The 17643-nt window shown below is 68.2% G+C and carries 12 protein-coding genes; 10 read left to right on the top strand and 2 right to left on the bottom strand.

Going from position 1 to position 17643, the window contains the following annotated elements; all coding sequences use genetic code 11:
- The 3 genes from AC5P7X_RS19965 to tsaB form a co-directional block, all read left to right on the top strand.
- A partial coding sequence (locus AC5P7X_RS19965) for an IS3 family transposase (RefSeq protein ID WP_188248811.1) occupies positions 1 to 107 on the top strand: 107 nt, incomplete at its 5' end.
- 181 nt (positions 108 to 288) lie between these two features.
- Entirely contained in the window at positions 289 to 2337 is a 2049-nt protein-coding gene (yoaA, locus tag AC5P7X_RS19970; RefSeq protein WP_329843669.1) for a DNA repair helicase YoaA, read from the top strand.
- 9 nt (positions 2338 to 2346) lie between these two features.
- Positions 2347 to 3060: a tRNA (adenosine(37)-N6)-threonylcarbamoyltransferase complex dimerization subunit type 1 TsaB gene (gene tsaB, locus AC5P7X_RS19975; protein WP_053501251.1), complete on the top strand. Its 714-nt coding sequence runs from the start codon at positions 2347 to 2349 to the stop codon at positions 3058 to 3060.
- A gap of 482 nt (positions 3061 to 3542) precedes the next feature.
- Here the strand turns inward: tsaB and AC5P7X_RS19980 are convergent, their stop codons facing one another.
- Positions 3543 to 4427 carry an energy transducer TonB gene (locus AC5P7X_RS19980; protein WP_188218917.1) on the bottom strand — a complete coding sequence of 295 codons (885 nt, stop codon included), beginning with the start codon at positions 4425 to 4427 and terminating at the stop codon, positions 3543 to 3545.
- Positions 4427 to 5374 carry a glutathione synthase gene (gshB, locus tag AC5P7X_RS19985; RefSeq protein WP_495215278.1) on the bottom strand — a complete coding sequence of 316 codons (948 nt, stop codon included), beginning with the start codon at positions 5372 to 5374 and terminating at the stop codon, positions 4427 to 4429. The genes AC5P7X_RS19980 and gshB overlap by 1 nt, the downstream gene beginning before the upstream one ends.
- A 240-nt stretch (positions 5375 to 5614) precedes the next feature.
- On the opposite strand from gshB, the gene pilG reads away from it, so the two are divergent.
- From pilG to AC5P7X_RS20020, 7 genes are all read left to right on the top strand, one after another.
- The gene (gene pilG, locus AC5P7X_RS19990) at positions 5615 to 6016 is read left to right on the top strand and encodes a twitching motility response regulator PilG (protein ID WP_005418455.1); all 402 of its coding nucleotides are present in this window, start codon (positions 5615 to 5617) and stop codon (positions 6014 to 6016) included.
- Positions 6017 to 6034: 18 nt separating this feature from the next.
- Entirely contained in the window at positions 6035 to 6397 is a 363-nt protein-coding gene (locus AC5P7X_RS19995) for a response regulator (protein WP_005410717.1), read from the top strand.
- Positions 6397 to 6927: a chemotaxis protein CheW gene (locus AC5P7X_RS20000; RefSeq protein ID WP_005418454.1), complete on the top strand. Its 531-nt coding sequence runs from the start codon at positions 6397 to 6399 to the stop codon at positions 6925 to 6927. Before AC5P7X_RS19995 ends, AC5P7X_RS20000 begins: the two co-directional genes overlap by 1 nt.
- Positions 6928 to 6968: 41 nt before the next feature.
- Positions 6969 to 9005, top strand: a complete 2037-nt coding sequence (locus AC5P7X_RS20005; RefSeq protein WP_049415562.1) for a methyl-accepting chemotaxis protein — start codon at positions 6969 to 6971, stop codon at positions 9003 to 9005.
- 100 nt (positions 9006 to 9105) lie between these two features.
- Positions 9106 to 15819 (top strand): Hpt domain-containing protein, encoded by a 6714-nt coding sequence (locus AC5P7X_RS20010; protein ID WP_495215279.1) that lies wholly within the window; start codon positions 9106 to 9108, stop codon positions 15817 to 15819.
- The gene (locus AC5P7X_RS20015) at positions 15806 to 17143 is read left to right on the top strand and encodes a chemotaxis protein CheB (RefSeq protein ID WP_053499526.1); all 1338 of its coding nucleotides are present in this window, start codon (positions 15806 to 15808) and stop codon (positions 17141 to 17143) included. Before AC5P7X_RS20010 ends, AC5P7X_RS20015 begins: the two co-directional genes overlap by 14 nt.
- Positions 17140 to 17604, top strand: a complete 465-nt coding sequence (locus AC5P7X_RS20020) for a chemotaxis protein CheW (RefSeq protein ID WP_005418442.1) — start codon at positions 17140 to 17142, stop codon at positions 17602 to 17604. Before AC5P7X_RS20015 ends, AC5P7X_RS20020 begins: the two co-directional genes overlap by 4 nt.
- The last annotated feature ends 39 nt before the right edge of the window (positions 17605 to 17643 follow it).

A 17643-nucleotide genomic window follows, 5' to 3' on the forward strand; every position in this document is an offset into this window, starting at 1 on the left:
CCGGGCTGGTGGAGTACATCAAGTACTACAACCAAGAGCGAATCAGATTGAAATTGAAGGGACTAAGCCCGGTAAAGTACCGGGAACAGGCCCAAGCAGCCGCCTGACCCCACCGTCCAAGTCTCGGGGGTCACTTCAGGGCGGGTTTACGGCGTCCCCGCAAACCCACAGTCCCCTGCCAGCCCTCAGTGCAACCCAGAGCCATGACCGCCGTTGCCGTTGCTGGTGCTCTGGCTCTGGCTTGAAACGGGTGCCGGGCAGCGCCCGGCCGGGTATCCTTTTCCTCTGATGTCCGACCTTGTCCATGCCAGCCGCGAAGCCCTCAGCGAAGGCGGCGCGCTCGCCTCGCATCTGGATGCCTTCGTCCCGCGTCCGGCACAGCTGCACCTGACCGCTGCCATTGCCGATGCGCTGCAGCAGCGGGACCTGCTGCTGGCCGAGGCCGGTACCGGCACCGGCAAGACCTTCGCCTATCTGGTGCCGGTGCTGCTGTCCGGGCTGCGCACCATCATCTCCACCGGTACGCGCGCGCTGCAGGACCAGCTCTACCACCGCGATCTGCCGCGCGTGCGCCAAGCGCTGGGCGTCGGCCTGCGCAGCGCGCTGCTGAAGGGGCGCGCGAACTACCTGTGCCGCTATCGACTGCAGCAGGCGCGGGGCGAGCCGCGGTTTTCCAGTCCCGAGCAGGCCGCGCAGTTCCAGCGCATCCTGGCCTGGTCCGGTCGCTCGGAGTTCGGCGATATCGCCGAACTGGAAGGCCTGGCCGATGACTCGCCGCTGCTGCCGATGGTCACCTCCACTGTCGACAATTGCCTGGGCACCGATTGCCCATTCTGGGACGACTGCTTCGTGGTGCGCGCACGGCAGCGTGCGCAGGCCGCCGACGTGGTGGTGGTCAACCACCACCTGCTGCTGGCCGATCTGGCACTGAAACAGGACGGCTTCGGCGAGTTGCTGCCGGGGGCGCAGGCCTTTGTCATCGACGAGGCACACCAGCTGCCCGAACTGGCAGCGCAGTTCTTCGGCGAAGGTTTCGGCATGCGCCCATGGCAGGAACTGGGTCGCGACTGCCTGGCTGAAGCGCGCGGCGTAGGGGGCGCACAATCGGCGCTGCAGGAGCCGGTCGACCAGTTGCAACAGGCGTTGCTGGCGTTGCGTTCGGCGATGGAGGGGCTGCCGCCGCGTGGTACGCAGTGGCGTGCGCTGGCCATGCCACAGGTCCGCGACGGCTTCGATACGGTGATGGCCGGCCTGGTGGCACTGGAGCAGGGACTTCAGCCGCTGCGCGAATCGGCGGCGGGTCTGGACGCTTGCCATGCGCGGGCGCGCGAGGCGGTGTCGCGGTTGCGGCGCTGGCTGGGCGATGATGAACCCACCCTGGATTTCGATACCGATCCGGCGGACCACGCCAGTGCCGCCGATGTGCTCTGGTACGAGCTCACGCCGCGGGGTTTCCGCTGCCAGCGCACGCCGATGGATGTGTCCGGCCCGCTGCGCGAGCATCGCGAGCGCAGCCGCGCGGCATGGATCTTCACCTCGGCCACGCTGACCGTGGGCAATGGATTCGACCACATCGCCACGCGCTTGGGCCTGGACGATCCGCATACCCTGGTCCAGCCGAGTCCGTTCAACTGGCCCGAGCAGGCGTTGTGCTACCTGCCGGAAGGCCTGCCTGATCCGGCCGCACGGGGCTTCGGAACCGCGCTGATCCAGACCCTTCGGCCGGTGCTGCAGGCATCGCAGGGCAGGGCATTCCTGTTGTTCGCCTCGCACCGTGCATTGCGCGAGGCGGCCGAAGCACTGCGCGACGGGCCATGGCCGTTGTTCGTGCAGGGTGAGGCACCGCGCGCGACGCTGCTGCAGCGCTTCCGTGAATCGGGCAATGGCGTGCTGCTGGGCTCGGCCAGTTTCCGCGAGGGTGTGGACGTGGTCGGCGAAGCGCTGAGCGTGGTGATGATCGACAAGCTGCCGTTCGCGGCACCGGACGATCCGGTGTACGAGGCACGCCTGGAGGCGATCCGCAGCCAGGGCGGCAATCCGTTCCGCGACGAACAGTTGCCGCAGGCGGTGATCGCACTGAAGCAGGGTGTCGGTCGCCTGATCCGCAGCGAAAACGACCGTGGCGTGTTGGTCCTGTGCGATCCGCGCCTGCTCAACCGTGGCTATGGCCGGGTCTTCCTGGATTCACTGCCACCCTTCCGCCGCACCCGCAGCCTGGCCGATGTGCAGGCCTTCTTTACGCCACAATGGGGGGCCGTGGCTGATGATCCGGCTGACCCGGCCGCTGTCGCGCCGGGCCCGGAGCCGGCTACCGGTGCCACGTTCCCCCTGTTCTGACCTGATCTGATGAAACTGCTCGCCTTTGAAACCGCCACCGAAGCCTGCTCCGTTGCCCTGCATGTCGATGGGCAGGTGCTGGAGCGCTTCGAGATCGCCCCGCGCCGGCATGCCGACCTGAGCCTGCCATGGGCCGAGGCGCTGCTCGCCGAAGCCGGCATCGGCCGTCGCCAGCTCGACGGCATCGCGCTCAGTCGCGGCCCGGGGGCGTTCACCGGTGTGCGCCTGGCGATCGCCATCGCCCAGGGCATCGCGTTGGCGTTGGACCGCCCGCTGCTGCCGGTTTCGACGCTGCAGGTGCTGGCGCTGCGGGCACCGGTGGAAGAAACGCAGATCCTGTCGGCAATCGATGCCCGGATGGGTGAACTCTACGTCGCGCGCTTCGAACGCGTCGACGGCCTGCCGGTCGCGCGCGATGCCGAGCGCGTCTGCGCGCCCTCCGTGGTGACGTTGCCGGAAGGAATGTCGGCGTACGGTGTCGGTACCGGTTTCGGCGCGGGCGACGGCGCGCTGGTGGCACAGTTGGGCAGTGGCCTGCGCGGTTTCGATGCCGCGGCATTGCCGCGGGCGTCGGACGTGCTGGCACTGGCGGTGCCGGCGTTCGCGCGTGGCGAGGCGATCGCACCGGAGAAGGTCGAGCCGGCGTACCTGCGCGACAACGTGGCATTGACCCTGGTCGAGCAGCAGGCCGCGCGCGAGGCGAAAGCGAAGGCCAACGGCTGAGCCCCTCGTGGCGGAGCGCGAAAGCACAAGCCGTGGTTTGGCCGGGCGGGTGGGCTGCGCAGGGGGCGCTGCAAGTACGTCCATGTAAGCTCGGTCGCCGCATCCATGCGGCTCACGCCCCTGCGCAGCCCACCCGCCCGGCCTCTGACAGTTTCCGTGCGCGTCCGCCACGGAAGATCAAAAAAAGAAAAGTCAAAATCAAAAGCGGGTCGCTTCGCTTGCATCCACGCGTGGCGTGGATGTGTATCGACCAAGGTCGACACCTACCCAAGCAATGGTGCGCCGCGATCTGTCAGAGGCGGGGCGGTGTCGGGCGGCGGGGTATCCGCGGCATGGATGCCGCGGCTAAGCCTACACGGACGTACTTGCGGCGTCCCCGCCGCCCGACACCGCCCCGCCAAGCTTCAGGACACCAACCGCTGCTGTTGCTGTTGCTCTAGCCCTTCAGCGGGTCCCGGGCCGCAGGCCCGGGCAACAAACCCCTACCGGTCGTCGTGCAGGGTGCCACCCGGCAGGAACACCCAGGTACGGGTGACCTGCAGGATGTCGATCTCGTCCTCGGTCTTTGGCAACGGCGGGAACGGCTGCGCCAGCGTCACCACCCGCAGCGCCGCTTCATCCAGCAGCGGCGTCCCGCTTGAACGCAGGATGCGGCTGCTCTCCACGCTGCCATCGCGGCGCACGCCCACGCTGATCACCACCTGGCCGCCGAGCCGGCGCTGCCGGGCCTCGTCCGGGTAATTCAGGTTGCCGACGCGCTCGGCGCGGTCGACCCAGGCGCGCAGGTAATTGGCATAGGCATATTCACGCGTGCTGGCCGACACGAACTTGCGATTCGGGCGCTTGGCATACTGCGCCGAGCGCAGATGCACCTCGGCAGCCAGTCGCGCCATCTCCACGTCGCGCTGCTCGCGTGCACTCAACGGCGCGTCCGGCTCGGGGCGTTCCGGGGATGGCTGGGCCTGCGCCTGTGCCACCGAGTCCTGTCCGTTGCGGCTGCTGACCACCCGTGCCTGCGGCGGCGGAACCGGCGCGGCCGATTGCTGTTGCTGCGGCACCGGGCTCAACCCGGACTGGGCCTGCGGCACGATGCCGGCCTGGTTGTCGCGCGGACGCTGTGCGCGGTCGTGCTCGCCACCGCCTTCCTGGTTGGCGGCGGCAAGGAAATCAGCCTGCTTTGGCGTCAGTGCGGTGCGCGTCTGGCTGAAGATCACTTCCAGCGTCGGCACCAGCGGAGCATCGCCTTTCACGGCGAAGCCCACGCCCAGGATCAGCAGGGCGTGGACCAGCACCGACAGTGCGATGGTGGCCCCCAGCCGTTGCGCTTCGCGTGGCGGCGGGGGCAGAACGGCAGGTGCGGACGGCATCAGCGCAGGCCGGCCTCGAGCGCGTCGAACAGGGTGCCGGCAATGTTCAGGCCGTACTGCGCGTCGAGCTCGCGCACGCAGGTCGGGCTGGTCACGTTGACCTCGGTCAGGTAATCGCCGATCACGTCCAGGCCGACGAAGCGCATGCCACGACGCTTCATCTCCGGGCCGACCTGGCCGGCGATCCAGCGGTCACGCTCGCTCAACGGGCGCCCTTCGCCACGGCCGCCGGCCGCCAGGTTGCCGCGGAACTCGTCACCCTGGGGAATGCGCGCCAGGCAGAAATCGACCGGTTCGCCGTCGACCAGCAGGATGCGCTTGTCGCCGGCGCTGATGTCGGGAATGAACTTCTGGGCCAGCGCCAGCTTGCGGCCGCCGTCGGTCAGTGTCTCCAGGATCACGTTCAGGTTCGGATCGCCCTGGCCGCTGCGGAAAATCGAGCGGCCGCCCATGCCGTCCAGCGGCTTCAGCACGGCCTGGCCGTGTTCGAGGGCGAAGGCCTTCAGCGCCTTGGCATCGCGGCTGACCAGGGTCGGCGGGCAGCACTGCGGGAACAGCAGGGCTGCCAGCTTCTCGTTGTAGTCGCGCAGGCCCTGCGGGTTGTTGACCACGCAGGCACCGGCAGCGGCGGCCACGTCCAGCACCTGGGTGTCGTAGATGTACTCGGCGTCGACCGGCGGGTCCTTGCGCATCAGCACGATCTGGCCGGGTCCGAACTCGGTACGGCTGAACTCACCCAGCTCATACCAGCCGGCCGGGTCGTCGCGCACCTGCAGCGGCGCGGTCTGGGCCACCGCCACGCCACCTTCCAGGGCCAGTCCGCCCGGCCGCACGTAGTGCAGGGCATGGCCGCGGCGCTGGGCTTCCACCAGCATGGCGAAGGTGGTGTCCTTGGCGATCTTGATGTGGGCGATGGGGTCCATCACCACGATGACGTTCAACGGCATGGTCGCACCTGTCAGGCAAGGCGTTGATGGTAGCGGCAACGCCGGTCGCGCGCCTCCCTGCCATACTGCAACGCAGCGTCCGCCCGGCGGTCGCGCACTCATTGCGAAACCCGTCACGTTCAGGAGGGGGCCATGCCCCGCGCCGTGGGGCGGCCTTGAAGCGGGCGCGGAAAGTGCGATATAGATACGCTTTCGCAGCGGCCCCCGCCAGAGATCGGGCCGTGCGCTTGGGGATAGGCAATGACTGAAAACACGACTGCGGGCGGGGAACTCGCAGGACTCCGGGTGATGGTCATCGATGATTCGAAGACCATCCGCAGGACTGCGGAAACGCTGCTCAAGCGCGAAGGCTGCGAGGTGGTCACCGCCACCGACGGCTTCGAAGCGCTTGCCAAGATCGCAGACCAGCAACCGCAGATCATCTTCGTCGACATCATGATGCCGCGCCTGGACGGGTACCAGACCTGCGCGCTGATCAAGGGCAACCAGCTGTTCAAGGCGACCCCGGTGATCATGCTGTCGTCCAAGGATGGCCTGTTCGACAAGGCGCGGGGACGCATCGTCGGCTCGGAGCAGTACCTGACGAAGCCTTTTACGCGTGAAGAACTGCTGGGTGCCATCCGCACATACGTCAACGCCTGACCAGGGGGGAAAGGCACAATGGCTCGTATCGTCCTGATCGAGGATTCACCGACCGACCGCGCGGTGTTCACCCAGTGGCTGCGCCGTGCCGGCCACGAAGTGCTGGAAGCGGACAACGCCGAGGATGGCCTGCAGCTGGTCCGCGACCAGGTGCCGCAGCTGGTGCTGATGGACGTGGTCCTGCCCGGCATGAGCGGTTTCCAGGCGACCCGTGCGATGGCCCGTGATGCGGCGATCAAGCACATCCCGGTGATCATCGTCAGCACCAAGGCGATGGAAACCGACAAGGCCTGGGGCCTGCGCCAGGGCGCCGCCGATTACATCGTCAAGCCGCCGCGCGAGGATGAACTGATCGCGCGGATCAACGAACTGGTGGCCTGATGCGCTCGCCCTTCGACATCCTTGAAGCCTATGAACGGCGCAGCCTGGCCCATGCGGTGCAGCTGCCCGGGAAGCAGTTTGCCCAGGACCTGTGGCGTGGCGTGGGTTTCCGCGTCGGCCAGCGCCGGCTGGTGTCCGATTTCCGCGAAGTGGTGGAAATCGTACCGATGCCGCCGGTGACCCCGGTGCCCTGTGCGCAGCCCTGGCTGCTGGGCGTGGGCAACCTGCGCGGCAACCTGTTCCCGGTGGTCGACCTGAAGTACTTCCTGGAAGGCACGCGCACCGTGCAGCAGGAAGGCCAGCGCGTGCTGATCATGCGCCAGGCCGGCGGCGACGTCGCACTGACCATCGATGAACTGTTCGGCCAGCGCAGCTTCGAGCTGGACCAGCAGATCGAAGCGGGCACGTTGGCCGAAGGCCGCTACGGGCATTTCGTCGATCGTGCTTTCCATGCCGACGGCCACGACTGGGGCGTGTTCTCGCTCTCGCTGCTGTCGCGCACCCCTGAATTCCGGCAAGCCGCGGCCTGAGGCCGGGCATCGCCCCCTGCATTGAAGATCGAGGTTGAACGATGAGTACTGCTTCGGACGCCACCAAGACCGGCAAGCTGCGGCTGGGCGGCAGCAACCTCTGGCTGTTCCTGCTGCTGGCATCGATGATCCTGTTCGGCGTCAACACCGGCGTCGCCACCTGGCAGGGCAGCCGCCTTGCCGACGCCGGCTCCAAGGCCGCCGACCTGCAGGTGCTGTCGCAGCAGCTGGCCAACCAGGGACGTGACGCGGTCGGCGGCAACGCCCAGGCCTTCACCGCCTTCAAGGCCACCCGCAACGCGATCGAGCAGAACGTGTCGACCCTGCAGGGACGCTACGGCAAGGAGCCGGGCGTAGCCGGTGCCATCGCCACCCTCGGCGAGACCTGGGCGCCGCTGGGCAAGCAGGCCGGGCAGCTGGTGGCCAGCGAACCGGCCGTGCTGGCGCTGGCCGGCAACGCGAACAACTTCACCGGCGCAGTGCCGGGCCTGCAGGCCCAGCTGAACGAGCTGGTGCGTGCGATGTCCGCTTCCGGCGCGCCGTCGTCGCAGGTGTACAGCGCGCTGCAGCAGGTCGTGGTGGCCGGTTCGATGGCCCGCCGCGTGACCGAAATGCGTGCCGGCGGCAGCGCCGCGGCGACCTCCGGCGATGCGCTGGCACGTGACATCACCGTGTTCTCGCAGGTGCTCGACGGCCTGCGCAACGGCAACGAGGAACTGGGCATCACCGCCGTGCGCGGTGCCGCCGCCGTGGCCGCGCTGGAACAGTCGCAGCAGAAGTGGGAAGCGATGAAGCAGGACGCCGACGCGATCCTGGCCAGCTCGCGCCAGCTGTTTGCGGCGCAGTCCGCTGCCACCGCGCTGGGCCAGGGTTCGGCACACATGCTGGATGACAGCCGCAAGTTGTTCGACGCGTTCTCCTCGTTCGGCTCGGTATCCGACACCCGCCTGTTCCCGAACTTCTGGATTGGCGTGGTCTCCGGTGCGCTGTCGCTGATCGCGATCATCGGCTTCGTCTCCACCAACGTGCGCAGCCGCTCGCGCGAGCAGGAACTGCGCTACCAGACCCAGGTGGAATTCAACAGCCGCAACCAGCAGGCGATCATGCGGCTGCTGGACGAAATCTCCTCGCTCGGCGAGGGCGACCTGACGGTGAAGGCCTCGGTGACCGAGGACATGACCGGCGCGATCGCCGACGCGATCAACTACGCGGTGGACGAGCTGCGCCACCTGGTGACCACCATCAACGACACCTCGGCCAAGGTCGCGATGTCCACCCAGGAAACCCAGGCCACCGCCATGCAGCTGGCAGAGGCGGCGGGCCACCAGGCCAACCAGATCACCTCGGCCTCGGACCGCATCGGCGAAATCGCGGCGAGCATCGAGCAGGTGTCGCGCAACTCGGCCGAGTCGGCCGACGTGGCACAGCGTTCGGTGGTGATCGCCGCCGAGGGTGCCGGCGTGGTGCGCGAGACCATCCAGGGCATGGACCAGATCCGTGACCAGATCCAGGAAACCTCCAAGCGCATCAAGCGCCTGGGCGAGTCGTCGCAGGAAATCGGCTCGATCGTGGAACTGATCAACGACATTTCCGAGCAGACCAACATCCTGGCGTTGAACGCGGCGGTGCAGGCCGCGTCGGCCGGTGAAGCGGGCCGCGGTTTCGCGGTCGTGGCCGACGAAGTGCAGCGCCTGGCAGAACGCACCTCGGGTGCGACCCGACGCATCGAAAACCTGGTCCAGGCCATTCAGGCCGACACCAATGAAGCGGTCACCTCGATGGAGCAGACCACGGCCGAAGTGGTGTCTGGTGCGCGCCTGGCCGAGGACGCCGGTACCGCGCTGACCGAGATCGAACGCGTGTCAAACGCGCTGAACACCCTCATCAAGAACATCTCCATCGCCGCCCAGCAGCAATCGGCCGCCGCCTCGGACATCACCCGCACCATGGGCGTGATCCGGCAGATCACCGGGCAGACCTCGCAGGGTGCCGGACAGACCGCCGAGTCGATCGGCCACCTCGCGCAGCTGGCGGCGGACCTGCGCCGTTCGGTCGCCGACTTCAAGCTGCCGGCGTGACACGGGCAGAGCGGCGAGCAAGGAACCAGTCGATGAAGCATTTCCATTCCCCACGCCAGAACTCGCGCGGCCACCGCGCGGCGGCGAACGGAGCGCGTCCATGAGCAGTCTGCGCGATGCGATGAGCCACGCAGCGCTGGGCTGGGTCAAGCCCGAGCTGGACGAGACCCTGCGCCAGGTGCGCAACGAGGTCGAGTACTACGCCGAAGACCCGACCGATGCCAGCCGCATGCGCATCTGCGCCGGCTACCTGCACCAGGTGCAGGGCACCCTGCGCATGGTCGAGCTGTATGCCCCGGCGATGGTGGCCGAAGAGCTGGAGCAGCTGGCCAACGCCATCGGCGCCGGCCGCGTGGCCGACCGTGATGAAGCCTGCGCAACCCTGATGCGTGGCAGCGTGCTGCTGCCCGACTATCTGGAGCGCCTGCAGAACGGCCATCGCGACATTCCGATCGTGCTGATGCCGCTGCTCAACGAGATCCGTGCGTCGCGCGGCGAAGAAGGCGTCACTGACAGTGTGCTGCTGGCCTTTGCGCCGGACAGCGTCACCGCCACCGAGGCCGAGCTGGACCATGCCCGTGGCAGCCTGAGCGGGCGTAATCGCGAGCTGCTCGACACGGTCGGCAGCGCGGTGAAGGAAGAACTGCTGCGCATCAAGGATGCGCTTGACCTGCACCTGCGCACCGGTGGTGCGCCGGAACAGCTGCAGACCCAGGCCAACGAGCTCGGCGCCGTGGCCGATACGCTGGGCATGATGGGCCTGGGCGTGGCCCGCGGCGTGGTCGTGCAGCAGCGCGATGCGCTGCGCGGCGTGGTCGAAGGTCGCCAGCAGATCGACGAGAACCTGCTGCTGGATATTGCCGGTGCACTGCTGTACGTCGATGCCTCGCTGGACGACCAGGTTGCCCATCTGGGCGCCGGCGGCAGTGGCGACGACGACCCGAGCGCGGTCGAGAACCGGCGAACGGTGGAGGTGCTGGCGCATGAAGCCATCGCCAACTTCGCCGCTGCCCGCGAGCATTTCGTCGCCTTCATCGAAACCAGCTGGAACCATGCCGAGCTGCAGGATGTGCCACGCCTGCTGGGCGATGTGTCCGGCGCGCTGCGCATGCTCGACCTGGGTACCGCCGCCGATTACCTGCGCGGCGTGCAGCAGTACATCGAGGCCGAACTGATCGGCCGCCAGCGCGTGCCCAGCGGCCGCCAACTGGACACCCTGGCCGATGCCATGGCCAGCCTGGAGTACTACCTGGAAGCCCTGCGCGACCGCCGCCCGGGCCGAGAGGACATCCTCGAAATCACCCGCAGCAGCCTCGAGGCACTGCGCTACTGGCCGCTGCCGGAGCACAATGCCGTTGCGCCGGACGCGCCGGCACTGCTGCCGGTCCAACGTGAGCCGGTTGCGTTGCACGCCGAGCCCCTGCAGCCGGAGCGCATCGGGGTTCCGGTGCAGCCTGCGGCGCCCGCTGCCGGCGACGTGCCGGTGCCACTGCCGGACTTCACCTTCGATCCGCCGCCGGCCTCGCCGGCGCCGATGGTGTCCGACAACCGCCTGATGTTCGGCGCGCTGGGCACCGTGGCAGCCGTGGCCGCCAGCACGGCTGATACCGGTGCTTCGCCGTTGCCGACGCACGACGATGCGGACGCATCGCTGGTCTTCGCGGCATCCAGCGCACCTGCGCCGGATGTCCCGCAGTGGGAGCTGGCGCCGTTCCATCCGGAGGCCGACGCCATCGTGCCTGCCGATGACGAGCGCAGCCCGACCTTCGCCAGTTTCGATCCGGTCAGCTTCGAGCTGGCCGAGGGTGATCACTCCGGTGCGCCGCAGTGGTCGCTGTCCGGGGCGCCGCAGATGCTTGAGGAAAGCGCAGCGCCTGTGATCGATGAGAGGACGGACGCGGTGGATTCCTCCGCGACCGCTTTCGATGCTGCACCGGTGTTCGACCCGGTGGCGGCCGAACAGGATGCGGCTGCCGTGGCCGACGACGTGGTGTTCCGCTTCGATGCCGACGCGCTGGACAACGCTGACGACGTGCTGTCGCTGCATGCGATGGAAACGCTGTCGCTGGACGATGACGCCGCGTTGCATCCGTCGCTGGAGATCGTCGATGCCGTCGTTCCGCCGCTGGCCGGGGTGGATGAGGCCCCGGATGACCTGCCGGTACCGTCGATCACGTCGCCGTTGATCGATGCGGCGCCTCCTGCGGCGGATACGTCCGCTCCGGCCGTGTCGGTGATCGATATCGACACCATCGCGCCGATCGATTTCAGCGAGGCCGACGCCCAGTTCTTCGCCGAGTTGAGTGCGGCCGCTGCCGGCTTCAATCCACAGGCGATGGCCGCTGCGGCAGCGCCGGAGGCGGTGGATTCGGCCGTTGCCGGGACCGACGCTGACACCAATGCGGGCTTCGACGCCGGTTTCGACGACGATGCCGAGAACATCGACGAGGACATCCGCGAGGTGTTCCTGGAAGAGTTCGACGATGAGCTGGCCAATCTCGGCACGCTGCTGCCGGCATGGCGCATGCAGCCGGACAACATGGACCGGCTGCGCCCGATCCGCCGCATCTTCCATACCCTCAAGGGCAGTGGCCGCCTGGTCGGCGCACGCACCCTGGGTGAGTTCGCGTGGAAGATCGAAGGCATGCTCAACCGCGTGCTGGATGGCAGCCGCGCCGCATCTCCCGCCGTGCTGGCGATGGTCGACAACGCGCATGCGGCGCTGCCGCAGCTGAACGCGGCGCTGCGCCATGGCCACCGCATCAGCGTCGACCTGCAGGCCATGCAGGCCATCGCCGATCGTGTCGGTGCAGGCGAGGAGACCTACTACGTACCCCTGCCTGGGGCCACTGCATCGGTTGCACCGGTGGCCGAAGTCGAGGGCGAAGAGGAGATCAGCCGCATTCTCGACACCGAGGCTGCCGGATCTGCGCCGGCTGACAGCGTTGTGGAGGGCGAAATCGCTGGCACGCCGGCCAACATCGACAGCGTGCTGCGCGAGATTCTCGAGGCCGAGGTGGAAGTCCATCAGGCCACCCTGCAGGACTGGCTGCGTTCGGCGCAGCAGGCACCGCAGCCGGTCAGCGACGCACTCCTGCGCGCAGTGCACACCATGAACGGCGCCTTCGCGATGACCGAAGTGCCCGAGATCACGGCTGTAACCGGCGGTGCAGAGTCCTACATCAAGCGTGCACTGGCCGCCGAAGTGGTGCCGGGTGATGAGGGCGTGGCCGCGCTGGATGCGACCGCGCAGGCGATCACCGCCACCATGGAAGCGCTGCAGGCCGAACAGCCGCGTATCGCACCGCAACAGGTACTGGCACAGCGCCTGCAGGCGCTGGCCAGCGAGTTGCCGGAAGCGCGCTGGCCGATGGTGGGCCTGGAGGACGACGAAGCTGAGCTGGCGCTGGATGACGAACCGACGGCGGAATGGGATGCGGACGCCCCGGCAGCCGTCGCGCCTGAAACCGATGCGGTACCGCTTTCGTCCGTCGCGCCGGAGCAGGAACCACAGGCAGTTGCCGATGTCGCCGAAACCCCGGTCGAGGATGCCGCGATCGAGGGCGAGGGCGGGCTGGAGGTCGGTGAGCTGACCGCCAGCGACGATCTTTCGCGCTACTTCGATGCCGGATGGCCGTCGGTACCGGGTGAGGGAGCGGCGTCGCTACCGGTGGTCGAATCGATCCAGGTGGCCGACGACGTTCCGGGCGTTGAGGTAGACGGTGTCCAGGCGGAGGCCGAAAGCGCGCCGCTGTTGGCCGACGATGCCGGTTTGACCGTCGTGGACGATCTGTCGCCGTACCTGGATGCCAGTGCGCTGCCGGTCGACGACCGCGATGCCGAAGAGATTCCTGATGCTGTCGAAGCCGTCGCATCTGACCTGAATGCGTCCTCGTTCGATCACGTGCACGTCGCGGACGCTGAGGCATTCGAGACGCCTGCTGCACTGCCACTCGACAGCGAGCTGTCGAGCCTGCAGGATGAAATGGCTGCGCCGGGGTTTGCAGAACCGGTCTCGCTGGACGCCGCGCTCGAGGCCGGCCTGCACGTGATCGACGAAGAGCAGCCCCTGGCCGACGACGGGCAATGGTCCGTGCTCGGCCTGCAGGCCAGCGAACTCGCGCCGGGCGAGGCGGAAGCCTTTGCCGAGGATGCGGACGTCGGCGGGGAGGCGGCGATCGGTGAAGGAGAGAGCGCCGATCAGCCGTCCCCGGCGACGGTGAATGAGGAGATCGCGGAGGCCGCGACGCCGGCCACCGCCGGACCGGTGCGGTTCTTCGAACTGGAAGACGCGCCGGGCCAGGTGGAAGTCCACGCCGAAGCTGCCGATGCCGATGCCGATGCCGTGTCGGATGCCCCGGCCGTTGGCGCGCCTGACGCCGACGTGGTTGAAACCGTGGCACCCGACGTCCTTGACATCCCGTTGCCGGAAGACAGCGCCGATACGCTCGACTTCAGCGTCTACGATCGCGAGCTGGTCGACATCTTCGTCGAGGAAGGCAAGGACCTGCTCGACCACTGCGATGGCCTGATCAGCGAGCTGCGCGATGCGCCGCAGGACCGCGAGGTGCTGGCCGGCCTGCAGCGTGACCTGCATACCCTGAAGGGTGGCGCACGCATGGCCGGCATCAACGCCATCGGCGATCTTGGCCACAGCATCGAATCGTTGCTGGAAGCCGTCGCCGCTGGTCGCACCGAGATCGAACGCCGCGATGTGCAGTTGCTGGAGCGCGGATTTGATCGGCTGCACCAGCTGCTCACCCGCACCGGCGACCACCGCGTGGTGGAACCGGCGCAGGACCTGGTCGACGCGTTCGAAGTGCGTACCACCACCGATATCGCTGCGGCGGCTGCTGCAGCCGCAGCCGCAGCCAACGTGGCGAGCGTCGCAGAAGCCACTTCGGCACCGGTTGCCAGTCCGGCACCGGCACTGCTTGATGCGCCACTGTCGGCACCGCTGCCGGCCGAAGGCGTGGTCGATGAAGATCCGCTGGCACGCCCGCAGCAGGAACAGGTGCGCGTGCGCGCGGATCTGCTCGACCGCCTGGTCAACCATGCCGGTGAAGTGGCGATCTACCGCTCGCGCCTCGAGCAGCAGCTCGGCGCGTTCCGTGGTGCGATGGGCGAGCTGGAGCGCACCAATGCGCGACTGCGCGACCAGCTGCGCCGGCTCGACCTGGAAACCGAAGCGCAGATCGTCGCCCGCTACCAGCGTGAGCAGGACCAGGCAGACCAGAAGTTCGATCCGCTGGAGCTGGACCGCTTCTCCACGCTGCAGCAGCTCAGCCGTGCGCTGAACGAATCGGCGGCCGACCTTGGCGGCCTGCAAGGGGTACTGGACGATCTGTCGCGCCAGTACGATTCGCTGCTGCAACAACAGTCGCGCGTCAGCTCCGAGCTGCAGGACGGCCTGATGCGCGCGCGCATGGTGCCGTTCGATGGCCTGGTGCCGCGGCTGCGCCGAGTGGTCCGCCAGTCCGGCATGGATACCGGCAAGCAGGTGCACCTGACCCTGGAAGGCACTCACGGCGAACTGGACCGCAATGTTCTCGATCGCATGGTCGCGCCGCTCGAACACATGCTGCGCAACTCGGTGGCCCATGGCCTGGAAGCGCCGGAACAGCGCCGCGCCGCCGGCAAGCCGGAAGAGGGCGAAGTTGCCATCCGCCTGCACCGTGAAGGCTCGGAAATCGTGCTGGAAGTGGCCGATGACGGTGCCGGCCTCGATCGCGAAGCGATCCGCCGCCGCGCCATCGACCGTGGCCTGTTGGCCGCCGACGCGCAGCCGAACGATCAGGAACTGGACAACCTGATTTTCGCCTCCGGTTTCTCCACCGCCGACCAGGTCAGCCAGCTGGCCGGTCGTGGCGTGGGCATGGACGTGGTGCGCAACGAAGTGCGCCAGCTGGGCGGCTCGGTCGACATCCAGTCGGTGCGCGGCCAGGGCGTGCGCTTCACTCTGCGCCTGCCGCAGACGCTGGCCGTCACCCAGGCGGTGTTCGTGCAGATCGGCGAGACCACCTTCGCCGTGCCGGTGGCCTCGGTCAGCGGTATCGGCCGCCTGTCGCGCGAACGTTTCGAGGCCGCCGACAGCAGCTACCGCTACAGCGGCGAAGACTATCCGTTGTATGACCTCGGCAGCCTGGTCGGGCAGGCCCCGGCGCGTGCCGATGGCCAGGACCAGGTGCCGCTGTTGCTGGTCCGCGCCGGCGACCTGCGTGCAGCCGTGGCGATCGATCAGGTGCTGGGCAACCGCGAAATCGTGGTCAAGCCGGTGGGCCTGCAGATCGCATCGGTACCGGGCATCTACGGTGCCACCATCACCGGCGATGGCCGCGTGGTGGTGATCCTGGACGTCGCGCCGCTGGTGCGCCGCTTCCTGGCCAATCCGACGGCACCGGTGCTGGCCAATGCGCCGCGCGACGAACGCCAGGTGCCGCTGGTGATGGTGGTCGATGACTCGCTGACGATGCGCAAGGTGACCGGTCGCATCCTCGAACGCCACAACTTCGAAGTCAGTGTCGCCCGCGATGGCGTGGAAGCACTGGAGCGGTTGGAAGAGCGCGTGCCGGACCTGATGTTGCTGGACATCGAGATGCCGCGCATGGACGGCTACGAGCTGGCCACTGTGATGCGTGCCGATCCGCGTTACAGGGATGTGCCGATCGTGATGATCACCTCGCGCAGCGGCGACAAGCACCGCCAGCGTGCCTTCGAGATCGGTGTCCAGCGTTATCTGGGCAAGCCGTACCAGGAACTGGACCTGATGCGTAACGTGTACGACCTGCTGGGGATCGCCCGTGTCCGTGAGTGAAACCCATCCGGCCCCGGCCGTCGCCCTGCTGGCCCGCCCCGGTACGGCGCGTGAACGCCTGCGCGAGGCGCTGGCGCATGCCGATGTACAGCTGGTCCTGGAAGATGATCCGAACGGCCTGGAGCCGCAGGTCCTGCAGGCCGCGGCCCCGCAGTTCGTGGTGATCGCGCTGGAAGCTGCCATCGAGGACGCACTGGAACGGTTGGAATCCGTGCTCTCGGCACCGGGGCTGACCCTGGTGTTCGATGAGGCTGAGCTGGCCGCCCGCCGCGACGGCTGGGAGGCGCAACGCTGGGGGCGCCACCTGGCCGCCAAGCTGCACGGCCACCAGCAGGTGTTGCCGCCGGGCGCCGAAGAAGAGCCCAGCCTGCAGTTGGAGCCTGGCCATCCCGCGCCCGCGCCGGCGCCGCAGGAAGAAGCCCTGCGCCCGCACCTGGAACAGGCGCTGAGCTGGGCCGATGACGTTCCGGCCGACGGCCTGTATTCGCCACCGGCAGACCTGCACGAACCGATCGCGCTGGAGCAGGCCTTGGCGGCGCTGCAGCCGGTCGTGCCCGAGCCTCTGGATCCGCCTTCGGCGCCGCAGGCACTGGCCGAACCGGCGACGCCTGCGACACCGCCGGTCTCCTTCGATCACACCGCCTGGTCGCTGGTGGAAGAATCGATCGAAGCGCCCGTATCGGCAGAAGCCGTGGCGCCGGTCGTCGCGCCGCAGCCCTCGTTCGATACCGATCATTTGAGCCTGGTCGATCTGGATGCCGTCGCCCCGGCCGGTGCGCGTGCCGCATCGCTGCTGGTGCTGGCCGGCATCGGTGGCCCGGATGCGTTGCGTCGCCTGCTCGGCGCACTGCCCGCGTCGTTGAGCGTGCCGGTCCTGGTGCACATGCGTCTGGATGGTGGCCGCTACGGCAATCTGGTCAAGCAGATGTCCCGTGTTTCGCCGTTGCCGGTGCAGCTGGCCGAGGCCGGCCAGCACGCGGTGCCGGGCGAAGTGCACGTGCTGGCCGATGATATCGGCGTGCGCGCGGCCAGCGATGGCCTGCATTTCCATAGCGATGCCAACGGTATTTCGCTCGCTTCGCTGCCGGCCGAACACACCGCGCTGGTGCTGCTCAGCGGTGCCGACCTGGCCCACGTAGGCCCGGCGCTGGACCTGGCGGCCGCCGGTGCGTGGGTGGCCGGGCAGGTGGGCGAGGGCTGCTATGACCCGGCGGCGGCCACCGCCGTGGTGGCTGCCGGCATGGTGGCCGGTGAACCGCAGGAACTGGCGCAGGCGATTGCCGCGCGCTGGGGTGAGCAGGACGACAACGGAGACGCACCATGAGCTACGCCAGCAATGACGAAATCCGCGGCGTCCTGATTCAGGCCGGCAACGAGCGCGTGCTGCTGCCCAATGCCACCGTGGCCGAAATGATGTCGCGCGTGCCGGTGCAGCCGGTCTCCGATGCGCCGCGCTGGCTGGTCGGCGAGATCGGCTGGCACGGCTGGCAGGTGCCGCTGGTGTCGTTCGCACGCCTTTCGGGGCTGGGCGAAGAGACGGTGGCCGGCCACAACAAGGTGGTGGTGCTGAAGTCCCTCAGCGGCAACGCGCAGCGCCCGTACTACGCGCTGCTGACGCAGAACTTTCCGCAGCTGATCTCGGTGCCGCGCGACGGCTTGCTGGCCGACGCCTCCGAAGAAACCCTGCCGCAGACCGTGCACATGCGCGTGCTGCTGGGTGAGCAGAGTGCACTGCTGCCGAACCTGGACGCGTTGGAAGCCGCCCTGGATTCGCTGGCGGCCTGATCGGCAATCCGCCGGTCGGATCCCCGGTAGTGCCGGCCG

The sequence above is a fragment of the Stenotrophomonas sp. YJH_SMC_53 genome (assembly GCF_059369995.1).

What these genes read in the sequence shown, in the direction of transcription:
- yoaA (WP_329843669.1), top strand. Translation starts at nt 289, where the DNA reads ATGTCCGACCTTGTCCATGCCAGCCGCGAAGCCCTCAGCGAAGGCGGC.
- tsaB (WP_053501251.1), top strand. Translation starts at nt 2,347, where the DNA reads ATGAAACTGCTCGCCTTTGAAACCGCCACCGAAGCCTGCTCCGTTGCC.
- AC5P7X_RS19980 (WP_188218917.1), bottom strand. Translation starts at nt 4,427, where the DNA reads ATGCCGTCCGCACCTGCCGTTCTGCCCCCGCCGCCACGCGAAGCGCAA.
- gshB (WP_495215278.1), bottom strand. Translation starts at nt 5,374, where the DNA reads ATGCCGTTGAACGTCATCGTGGTGATGGACCCCATCGCCCACATCAAG.
- pilG (WP_005418455.1), top strand. Translation starts at nt 5,615, where the DNA reads ATGACTGAAAACACGACTGCGGGCGGGGAACTCGCAGGACTCCGGGTG.
- AC5P7X_RS19995 (WP_005410717.1), top strand. Translation starts at nt 6,035, where the DNA reads ATGGCTCGTATCGTCCTGATCGAGGATTCACCGACCGACCGCGCGGTG.
- AC5P7X_RS20000 (WP_005418454.1), top strand. Translation starts at nt 6,397, where the DNA reads ATGCGCTCGCCCTTCGACATCCTTGAAGCCTATGAACGGCGCAGCCTG.
- AC5P7X_RS20005 (WP_049415562.1), top strand. Translation starts at nt 6,969, where the DNA reads ATGAGTACTGCTTCGGACGCCACCAAGACCGGCAAGCTGCGGCTGGGC.
- AC5P7X_RS20010 (WP_495215279.1), top strand. Translation starts at nt 9,106, where the DNA reads ATGAGCAGTCTGCGCGATGCGATGAGCCACGCAGCGCTGGGCTGGGTC.
- AC5P7X_RS20020 (WP_005418442.1), top strand. Translation starts at nt 17,140, where the DNA reads ATGAGCTACGCCAGCAATGACGAAATCCGCGGCGTCCTGATTCAGGCC.